This is a genomic window from Bradyrhizobium betae (assembly GCF_050632175.1).
GTDB classification, from domain to species: Bacteria; Pseudomonadota; Alphaproteobacteria; order Rhizobiales; family Xanthobacteraceae; genus Bradyrhizobium; species Bradyrhizobium betae_B.
The window spans coordinates 3,632,277-3,642,500 of the sequence record NZ_CP192576.1 but is presented as its reverse complement, the minus strand read 5'-3'; the positions used below and the strand labels follow the sequence as shown (position 1 = coordinate 3,642,500).

Here is a 10,224-nt window from a genome sequence, read left to right as displayed (position 1 = left end):
TCCCACTTAGCCACGAATTAGGGGCCTTAGCTGTAGGTCCGGGTTGTTTCCCTCTCCACAACGGACGTTAGCACCCGCTGTGTGACTCCCGGATAGTACTCTCAGGTATTCGGAGTTTGGTTGGGTTTGGTAAGACGGTAAGTCCCCCTAGCCCATCCAGTGCTCTACCCCCTGAGGTATTCGTCCGAGGCGATACCTAAATATCTTTCGCGGAGAACCAGCTATTTCCCAGTTTGATTGGCCTTTCACCCCTAACCACAAGTCATCGGAGTCTTTTTCAACAGACACCCGTTCGGTCCTCCAGTGAGTGTTACCTCACCTTCAACCTGCTCATGGCTAGATCACTAGGTTTCGGGTCTAATACAACGAACTTGACGCCCTATTCAGACTCGCTTTCGCTACGCCTTCGCCTATCGGCTTAAGCTTGCTCGTTAAATTAAGTCGCTGGCCCATAATACAAAAGGTACGATGTCACCCAGAACGTATCTTGGGCTCCATCTGTTTGTAGGTGTCCGGTTTCAGGTCTATTTCACTCCCCTCGTCGGGGTGCTTTTCACCTTTCCCTCACGGTACTGGTTCACTATCGGTCGCTGAGGAGTACTTAGGCTTGGAGGGTGGTCCCCCCGCGTTCAGACAGGATTTCACGTGTCCCGCCTTACTCGTGGATACATCATCGCATTACTCGTACGGGGCTATCACCCTCTGAGGCCCAGCTTTCCTGACTGGTTCCGATTGTCTTTGATGTATCACTGGCCTGGTCCGCGTTCGCTCGCCACTACTAACGGAGTCTCTGTTGATGTCCTTTCCTCCAGGTACTTAGATGTTTCAGTTCCCTGGGTTTGCTTGAAACCTCCTATGTATTCAGAAGTCTCATACCTTCTCTTGATAACCGGAAATCCAAAACCTCTTCGATCGAAATCTAAAGGTCTGGCGTCTTCCATTATCTGGTCGAACTCCACACCACAGTCTTTCGACTGAGGTCTTGGAGTTCCGGCTATCGAAGGTGGGTTTCCCCATTCGGAAATCCGCGGATCAAAGCTTCTTCGCAGCTCCCCACGGCTTATCGCAGCGTAGCACGTCCTTCATCGCCTCTCAGCGCCAAGGCATCCACCGAACACCCTTAAGGCACTTGATTGCTCTCATTATCAATGTCCACACACTCGGCAGAATGTTGTCTGCAGAATTACCTTGCGGCACGCGCCCTCGATGAACGCTATCTGCAGCCGGACAATGATTAGAAAGACCAGCTTGCTTCGTAAGATCGTTCCGATAGCGAGGCGGTCAAGCTTCGCTAAAAGGATCATTTACAACTCGCGCATCTCCCAGATGCAGCCTTGTGAGCCACACTGAAAGGCGCACGAGCGCCGAAATGATCCGGAGATAATGAAGTCTCGCGTGGCAATTGCTTGCCGCACGATCCAACTCGGATCGATCTCCTCTTTACGATGTCAGAAATCACGCAGCTTGCTGTCCATCCGGACTAACAAGTGCGAAGTGATGTTTCGCGGACGATTCAGGTACACGATCAGTCGATGATCAAACCATCTGGTGGAGCCAGACGGGATCGAACCGACGACCTCATGCTTGCAAAGCACGCGCTCTCCCAGCTGAGCTATGGCCCCGTAACCAGAAGACGAATGCTCACTCGATGAGTGTGGTGGGCCTGGGAAGACTTGAACTTCCGACCTCACGCTTATCAAGCGCGCGCTCTAACCAACTGAGCTACAAGCCCCTAACGCATATCCCGTCAAGGACCAGGGATCCTGCGCATGCAGGCCCAGCGCGTGTTCGTCCGCGAAGAAAGAGAAACGTAGACGGCGAAATCCCGCCAATGCAGCTCAACGATCCTGACGACCGTTGGCCACTGATGTTTCTAAAACAGCTCGATAGAAGCAAGCTTCTGAAGAGCCATCCTTAGAAAGGAGGTGATCCAGCCGCAGGTTCCCCTACGGCTACCTTGTTACGACTTCACCCCAGTCGCTGACCCTACCGTGGTTAGCTGCCTCCCTTGCGGGTTAGCGCACTACCTTCAGGTAAAACCAACTCCCATGGTGTGACGGGCGGTGTGTACAAGGCCCGGGAACGTATTCACCGTGGCGTGCTGATCCACGATTACTAGCGATTCCAACTTCATGGGCTCGAGTTGCAGAGCCCAATCCGAACTGAGACGGCTTTTTGAGATTTGCGAAGGGTTGCCCCTTAGCGTCCCATTGTCACCGCCATTGTAGCACGTGTGTAGCCCAGCCCGTAAGGGCCATGAGGACTTGACGTCATCCCCACCTTCCTCGCGGCTTATCACCGGCAGTCTCCTTAGAGTGCTCAACTAAATGGTAGCAACTAAGGACGGGGGTTGCGCTCGTTGCGGGACTTAACCCAACATCTCACGACACGAGCTGACGACAGCCATGCAGCACCTGTGTTCCAGGCTCCGAAGAGAAGGTCACATCTCTGCGACCGGTCCTGGACATGTCAAGGGCTGGTAAGGTTCTGCGCGTTGCGTCGAATTAAACCACATGCTCCACCGCTTGTGCGGGCCCCCGTCAATTCCTTTGAGTTTTAATCTTGCGACCGTACTCCCCAGGCGGAATGCTTAAAGCGTTAGCTGCGCCACTAGTGAGTAAACCCACTAACGGCTGGCATTCATCGTTTACGGCGTGGACTACCAGGGTATCTAATCCTGTTTGCTCCCCACGCTTTCGTGCCTCAGCGTCAGTATCGGGCCAGTGAGCCGCCTTCGCCACTGGTGTTCTTGCGAATATCTACGAATTTCACCTCTACACTCGCAGTTCCACTCACCTCTCCCGAACTCAAGATCTTCAGTATCAAAGGCAGTTCTGGAGTTGAGCTCCAGGATTTCACCCCTGACTTAAAGACCCGCCTACGCACCCTTTACGCCCAGTGATTCCGAGCAACGCTAGCCCCCTTCGTATTACCGCGGCTGCTGGCACGAAGTTAGCCGGGGCTTATTCTTGCGGTACCGTCATTATCTTCCCGCACAAAAGAGCTTTACAACCCTAGGGCCTTCATCACTCACGCGGCATGGCTGGATCAGGGTTGCCCCCATTGTCCAATATTCCCCACTGCTGCCTCCCGTAGGAGTTTGGGCCGTGTCTCAGTCCCAATGTGGCTGATCATCCTCTCAGACCAGCTACTGATCGTCGCCTTGGTAGGCCATTACCCTACCAACTAGCTAATCAGACGCGGGCCAATCTTTCGGCGATAAATCTTTCCCCGTAAGGGCTTATCCGGTATTAGCACAAGTTTCCCTGTGTTGTTCCGAACCAAAAGGTATGTTCCCACGCGTTACTCACCCGTCTGCCGCTGACGTATTGCTACGCCCGCTCGACTTGCATGTGTTAAGCCTGCCGCCAGCGTTCGCTCTGAGCCAGGATCAAACTCTCAAGTTGGACTTGAACTTTGAACCGGCTGATCACAACGTTTGACGAGGTCCCACCATTGTCGACCGAGATCGACTTGCTGCCTGCGATTCACATCGCGGGCAACGATGGTGTTTCCTTGAAAACGTGTACCGCCGAAGTCTTTCGTCCCCTCTCAGTACTCAAAAGCCGAAGCTCTTCAGTGTCCAAGAGGCGCAAGGACTCCGCCGTCCACGTTTCTCTTTCTTCATCTTCACTTGTCAAACAGCCCGAGACTTCTGAGGTCTCAACCTTCCCGAGAGAAGGGTTCCGACACCCTTACCAGCGACGAATGAACTCCAACCGATTTGTGTCGGCTGTTGTGCACTCAACGAGGTGAGGAGCATCAGTGGCGCGTCCGCTCGCCTTGGTCAGTGACCCGGCGGCGCCGCGCTCAGTGGTCGGGTTATAGGCCCCCCCGCCCGGGATTGTCAACGCCCATCGTCAACAAATCGTCGCACAGTGGATCGTCGCGAAAAATCTAGTGATTCCAGTCCATTAGCGCGAGCAGAAATGGGCCGACGGCGACTGCCCGCCAAAAATCTCAAAAAAGTTTGCCTCCCGGCGGGCTCCGGAGGGGGCTTTCTAACGCCCCCAGACGGGCCGCCCGTGCCCTGCCGTTCAGGAAACTTTTTCCATATCAGACGCCGTACTTGAGCCACATTCCCGCGGCGTTCTGGTAAGAGACAAGCTTGAATCGCGGGGATGCCAGTGGGGGCTGCCGGCGGTTTTCATGGGGTCCGAGGAAGGCGATCTTACGGATGACGCGGCCTTCTTCAGACATTCGAAAGACATCGAGAGCGCTTTTTCCGTCCAGCTGTTCGTAATTTCGGCCGGCCCCGAGCTGGGGCTTTCTGAGCGCGGGCGCCTGTGCGGCTTGCCTTATCCGGCGATCCCCCTTGAAGAGGGCGGCCAGGACGAGGTTCGAAACCGGGCATCTTGGGTCGTTGATTGGGGGACTTCAGTTGAACCACAGGACGTCACGCGGCGCTTACGGGCGTGAAACCGGGATCATCGATCTCGGCCACGAGCCGCCGCTGTCCGTCGACGGTTCCGAAGCTGCCGTCATCGATCGCCGTCGCGTTTCGGTGCAATGGTTCAGCGGCACAATCCTGACCGGACTCTGCGGCGCAGCCTTGATCGGCGGCGCCGTTTTCGCGTCTCTGGACGGCGAAATGACCTTCGCCAAGGTGCCGGAGCGCGTCGAAGGTGCGCTGCGTGGCGCCTTCGGCGCCGCCGATCGTGCCGCCACGCTGCACAAGAGCGACCGCCTTCCGCCGCCGAACGAATCCTCCGCCTCGCGCAACATCGTGCGCGTCTCGACGGTCGCCCGCGTCGGCAACCGCGACGTGATGCGCGTGCGCCCCTTCATCCGGATCGCCGGCAATTTGTCGATGACGACGAGCGAGCTGTCGGCGAAAGTCCCGCCGTTCAACGCGCAACGTCTGCTCACCGACGTCGGCTCCGATCCGAAGACCGCATCCGACGATCCGAACAATCCGGAAGCCGTCGAGCCCGACGCCGAGGTCTCCTTCGTCACCAAGGACCTGTCGCCGGTGCTGCCGAAGGCGAAGATTTCCGCGGTGGTGGCGCTCGACGACATCCTGATGCGGGTGCGCGACGCCGCCAACTGGCGCGGCAATGGCGGGGTACGTTACGCCTCGCTCGCCAATGCCGCCGCCGACGTCTCCGGCGCGACCGGCAGGTCCGACATCAGCGGGTCCGACATCAAGATGGCCTATGCCACCGAAGTGTCGCCGTCCGATCCCTATGCCGGCTTCGAGACACGCGTGGTGCCGGAAAACGTTACGCTGCTGCCGAAGACCAAGGAGCAGATCACCGGCGGCAACCCCACGGGCGAGCGCGTCCATGTCGTCAAGAAGGGCGACACCGTTTCCGCCGTCCTGCGCGATCTCGGCGCGACGGCCGAGGAAATCAAGGCGATTACCACCACGCTCGGCCCCCGCGGCCGTGACGGCGGCCTGAAGGAAGGCGAAAGACTCCGCATCCTGATGGCGCCCGCAAGCCCCGGCGCGAGGCTGCAGCCCTACCGCGTCGTCGTCGCCAACGACACCATGGTCGAGGCGATCGCCGCGCTGTCCGATCTCGGCAAATACGTCGCGGTCGACGTTTCCAGCATGAACACCGTCGCGGACGCTGCGGCCAACGCCAACAGCGACGACGATGACGACGATGACGGCACCGGCGTGCGGCTCTACCAGAGCATCTACGAGACCGCGATGCGCAACAAGGTGCCGATGCCGGTCATCGAGGACATGATCAAGATCTACTCCTACGACGTCGATTTCCAGCGCAAGGTACAGCCCGGCGATTCCTTCGACGTGTTCTACGCCGGCGAGGACGAAGGCGTGACGGCGAGCGAAAAGAACGACGTGCTGTTCGCCTCGCTCACGATCGGCGGCGAGACCAAGAAATACTACCGCTACCAGAGCCCCGACGACGGCGTCGTCGACTACTATGACGAGACCGGCAAGAGCGCGAAGAAGTTCCTGGTCAGGAAGCCCGTCAACAACGCCATCATGCGATCCGGATTCGGCGGCCGCCGCCATCCGATCCTGGGCTTCGTGAAGATGCACACCGGCGTCGACTGGGCCACCTCCTATGGCACGCCGATCTTCGCCTCCGGCAACGGCGTGATCGAAAAGGCCGGCCCTGAGGGCGGCTACGGCAAATATATCCGCATCAAGCATTCCAACGGCTACGAGACCGCCTACGGCCACATGTCGGCTTTCGCCAAGGGCATGGAGCCCGGCAAGAAGGTGCGGCAGGGCCAGGTCATCGGCTTCGTCGGCTCCAGCGGCATGTCGACCGGCCCGCACGTCCATTACGAAATCCTGGTCAACGGCCGTTTCGTCGACCCGATGCGCGTGAAGCTGCCGCGCGGCCGTTCGCTGGAAGGCCCGATGCTCGCCGGCTTCGAGAAAGAGCGCGACCGCCTCGACGGCATGATGAGCGGCCGCAACGGCGCCATCGCGCGGATGTCGGATGCGACGGGCGGACCGTTGCAGGTGACGAACCGGTAAGATTGCGCGAACCCGGCGTTCGCCGGGCTTTCTCGCGCCGGCCAACGGTATTTGTCAGGCGAACGCCGTCGGCTTCAGCGAAAAATAGAGCACCTGCAACCCATTCGCCTGGTAGTGCTGCTGAAACGACCCGATCGTGAAGTTCTGCGCGAAGGCGGCGGCGCCCGAACTGTTCGAAAAATCTGGGTGGCGTCGACACCGCCGTTGGTCTCGCCGACGATGCCGGTATGTCCGTGGTTCACACCGATCGTGGGCGCGATGATCACGTCACCGGGCCGGGCGTCGTTCTTCGAGGCGAGCTGGGTATGATTCGCCCTCAGGGCGTCGAACAATCCGACAGTGCTCAGGCCGTTTTCGCCGTGTCCCTGCTCCGAAATGGGCTTGCCGAGAGCGATGCGCGCGATCTCATTGACGGCCCATGCGCAGGCTAAATTGCCGTTTTGCGTGTCCGGCACGTTGCGTGTGCTATGGCCGACAAACGCGCGAGCCGCCGCGAACATCTTGGCGCGGGCATTGTTGGTGCTGGTAGGCGCCGTCCCTGCAGGCCCCGAGATGATCGCCGGATCCTTGCGAACCGCCTTGTTCAGCTCGCCCGCCACGGTTTCCGGGATATCGGGTCCCGGCGTGACCGGCAGGACGATGGTATCGTTGAGAAGCGCCTCGGCCGCTCCGCCGGCGACGCTTCGCAACAGGGTCTGACCGCCATCCTGTGACCCGACGACACTTACCACCATGTAGAGCTTATCGCCGAAGACGGTGATCACGATCAAAGTCTGCGCCATATTTGGGGGCAGCGCCGCCGCGGTGACAGCCCGGATGTCGACAGCGACCACCGGCGCGGTATCGGGCACCTCCATCTGGGTACCCTCCGGCAAAGGAATCCGCAGGGTGCAGGTGTCGTCTGTATCCAGATGAAGCGCGTGCGCGAGGCCCGGCGACAAATCCGCAATGCGGCCGGTCTTGACGTTGGGCCCCCAATCCGCGGGATTTGCCGTGACCGACTTGCCGTTGGCCGATACCGTGACCGAGGCGCCCCGGAGGAAACTCTTCGGTGTCACCGAATAATCCCAACGGCACGCGAGATAGTTGAAGCCGGGGTCGAGGCGTCGCGCGAGCCCGGTTGTGCCTTGCGGCTGTGCGGCGAGGAAGAGTCCGGCCGGTGCCGTGCCGACGTTCGAGGCATCGTAGAGCGCGAGATCCTCGTTGGGGCCGACCCCCATGTCCTGCGGTCCACCGAACACCGACATCTTGCCGCTGATCGTGACGTTCGTCTGCGGACCCGGATCGATGAAGGTGGCCTCGACCGAAAATTTGCCTTTGGTATCGTTGATGGCCGTGACGATGTTGGCACCGTCCTGGGCGAAGCTCTTCACGATCGTCTTCAGGCTGTCTTCCAGAACCTCGTTGATCACCTGGATTTCGATGGTCATTTCGCCGCCCCCGATGACATTCGATTACAATTTTCCGGCAGCTCGAAGCTGTTCCACGACGTTCTGCCGCTGCGTAGCGAATTCTTTCGTCTGCAGGAAACGCGTGAGGTCGCGCGGCACACGCAATGGCTGCCCTGTCGCTGGATCCGTGATTTTAGTCAGGAACGGGGCAAGCACGTCCACCCGATTAGGGTCACGATCGCCCGTATTGTTGGGATCGAGGAATTTCAACAGCGTGGCGGTCGCGTCGGTCGGCCCGAAGGTCGACGAAATTCGGGTCACTTTCGGAACGGTCGCGTTCGGCGGCGTCATGTTGCTGACGACAAGGCCCTTCTTCGCCGCCGCCGGAGCGTCGCTGCTAACGAGCGTCGTCGTAATGTTGATCGTTGCCTCGATCGTGGTGGGCATGCAGAGGCGGAGATAATTGCGCAGCAGATAGATCGCCGTCGGCTGATCCGGCACCGCCCAGTCTTGGATTTTTCTCCGATATGATCCCTGGGAATCGTAGACGACTTGCTGAATGGTCGACTGATTGACTGCGATAAGCAGCCGCGAATTCCAATTCGCGTAAGTTGCGCTCGCAAGCCCGAAAGCCGCGGTCACGATATTGAGCGCGTCTGGATTCGAACCCGTGACCGTCATGATCGTATGCACGGCCGTGTTGATCGCCGATATCTCGGCCAGTATCGGCTCCCGGTCGCGACGTTTGGCATCGATCCATAGCAGGAAGCCATCACAGCGCTGATCGATGTCGTTCATGCCGGCTTGGACGAAACCTCTCCAGTCTCCCCGCAATTCTGGCCGGCCTGACTGCAGATGAATTGGATATATTCGTTCAGGAGTTGTGCCTGCTTTGCTGCGTCCGGCGAATACAGATTGGCGCCTGCCCCTTCGGTGATGTAGCGCCGCTCAGTCACGGGGTCACAAGCCGCAACGGTCAGGGCCGCGAGGACACACGCCACAAGTCGCAGCAAAGTGGATCGCAGCGGAAAACCCAGATTTGCTTTGCCATCCGGGCGTGACCGAACGAATGCCGCGCAATACTTCAACGCCAACATTCCACTGACGCTACGCATCGACGCAATCCCGTAAAATAGATGGGAACTTCGGCGAACCTCGATCAAATGGCTCGAGACGATTCACGCGCCCGTAACCATGGAAGAACCGCGTCGATCGCAGTTGGCGGCTCATTGTGTGATTGATCTTGCGCACGGCCTGTCTCTCACTGTTCGGGCGTCGATGGGTCGACATCCCATGGCACCTGCTGTTGATTTGCCTCCGCCGTCACGTTCAGATTGGCGGCAACGATCGCAAAAGCGCGCTGCACGTCATCGACCACGTCGCGCCGCCGCGTATTGATGTTGCGGACGAGAACACGCCAACGCCCATCTCCGCTGGCATCGGCGGTCTCCCGCCAGAAGCGCAGAATGAAAACCTGATCCAGCAACGGCGGATGTGAGCTCATTGGTCGAGCGTCGCATGGCGCGAACTCGTGGAGATCGCACGATCATTGCGAGATGCTCGCGCACGGGTCACGGCAGCTTAAGCGGGTACTTCCGCATCGATCGCGTCGCGATCACGGCAGAATCACGATGCGGCCGGGCAAGGCAGTGCCTTGCCCGGCCAACCCATGGCCAAGTGTGTGATATCGGACGGATTCGGGGACTGCGGCGCTAGTTTGTAGCTCGCCGCCTCTCATCGCGGCCCATCAGCCGCACGCGCAAATGCTGGGCATCATCGGCGTTATGCAGATTTCTGATCTCGTCAATGACCCCACGCGTCGCTGGGAGCGGAGAAATTCCCAGCTCCTGCTGGATCATGCCGATCCAGTGATCGTAGTACCTGATGGCGTCGATCCGCCTCTCATCGAGCGCGAGCAAAGTCAGCAGATGCCGGACCAACTCCTCCCGATAGGGATCGAAGCGCAGCGCATGACGTGCGAGCAGAATCGCATCATGATATTGGCCGCAGAGCCCCAGATGACGAACGAGGATCATTGCCGATTGCACAAATAGGGAATGCAACCGCTCGCGTTCCTCCAAGATCCAGTCGGCATCTTCCCCGTCCAGGAATGGCCCCTCGTAACGGTAAAGGACGGCGAGAATCTGTTTGATCCCGGAAGTATCCACCTGAGCCTCAGCACCGGCGAGAGCCGCCTGTGACGCTTCAAGCAGCGCCCAGGTGTCGACGTCGAACCAGGACGTCCTCTCGAGGATGGTCTCCGAGCCAACGGTCCGCAGGCCATAGCCGTCCCGGTACTCCGGAGCAGATGCGAGCAATTTTCGCAAACGCCAGATCGCCGAGTTCACGGCCCGGCGTCCTCTGTCCGGGTCC

5 protein-coding genes, 2 tRNA genes and 2 rRNA genes (1 of these 9 cut by a window edge) are annotated in these 10,224 nt (G+C 59.2%); 1 reads left to right on the top strand and 8 read right to left on the bottom strand.

The window, feature by feature from the left end:
* The 4 genes from ACQ86E_RS17505 to ACQ86E_RS17490 form a co-directional block, all read right to left on the bottom strand.
* Positions 1–1,135, bottom strand: a 23S ribosomal RNA gene (locus tag ACQ86E_RS17505); it reaches 1,738 nt to the left of the window's first position.
* A 411-nt stretch (positions 1,136–1,546) separates the two neighbouring features.
* Positions 1,547–1,622, bottom strand: a tRNA-Ala gene (locus ACQ86E_RS17500).
* Positions 1,623–1,655: 33 nt separating this feature from the next.
* Positions 1,656–1,732: transfer RNA gene (locus ACQ86E_RS17495), tRNA-Ile, on the bottom strand.
* Between the two features lie 186 nt (positions 1,733–1,918).
* Positions 1,919–3,407 (bottom strand): 16S ribosomal RNA (locus ACQ86E_RS17490).
* The 16S and 23S rRNA genes sit together here with 2 tRNA genes alongside, the layout of an rRNA operon.
* A gap of 974 nt (positions 3,408–4,381) precedes the next feature.
* On the opposite strand from ACQ86E_RS17490, the gene ACQ86E_RS17485 reads away from it, so the two are divergent.
* Positions 4,382–6,460 (top strand): peptidoglycan DD-metalloendopeptidase family protein, encoded by a 2,079-nt coding sequence (locus ACQ86E_RS17485; protein WP_431201047.1) that lies wholly within the window; start codon positions 4,382–4,384, stop codon positions 6,458–6,460.
* A gap of 74 nt (positions 6,461–6,534) precedes the next feature.
* On the opposite strand, the gene ACQ86E_RS17480 is transcribed toward ACQ86E_RS17485, so the two are convergent.
* From ACQ86E_RS17480 to ACQ86E_RS17465, 4 genes are all read right to left on the bottom strand, one after another.
* Entirely contained in the window at positions 6,535–7,890 is a 1,356-nt protein-coding gene (locus ACQ86E_RS17480; protein WP_431201046.1) for a hypothetical protein, read from the bottom strand.
* Between the two features lie 24 nt (positions 7,891–7,914).
* Complete coding sequence (locus tag ACQ86E_RS17475) at positions 7,915–8,649, bottom strand: hypothetical protein (protein ID WP_431201045.1); 735 nt, start codon at positions 8,647–8,649, stop codon at positions 7,915–7,917.
* Between the two features lie 463 nt (positions 8,650–9,112).
* A complete protein-coding gene (locus ACQ86E_RS17470; RefSeq protein WP_431201044.1) occupies positions 9,113–9,355 on the bottom strand; it encodes a hypothetical protein in 243 nt (80 codons plus the stop codon).
* Between the two features lie 208 nt (positions 9,356–9,563).
* Positions 9,564–10,199 (bottom strand): bacterial transcriptional activator domain-containing protein, encoded by a 636-nt coding sequence (locus ACQ86E_RS17465; protein WP_431201043.1) that lies wholly within the window; start codon positions 10,197–10,199, stop codon positions 9,564–9,566.
* Positions 10,200–10,224: the final 25 nt, after the last annotated feature.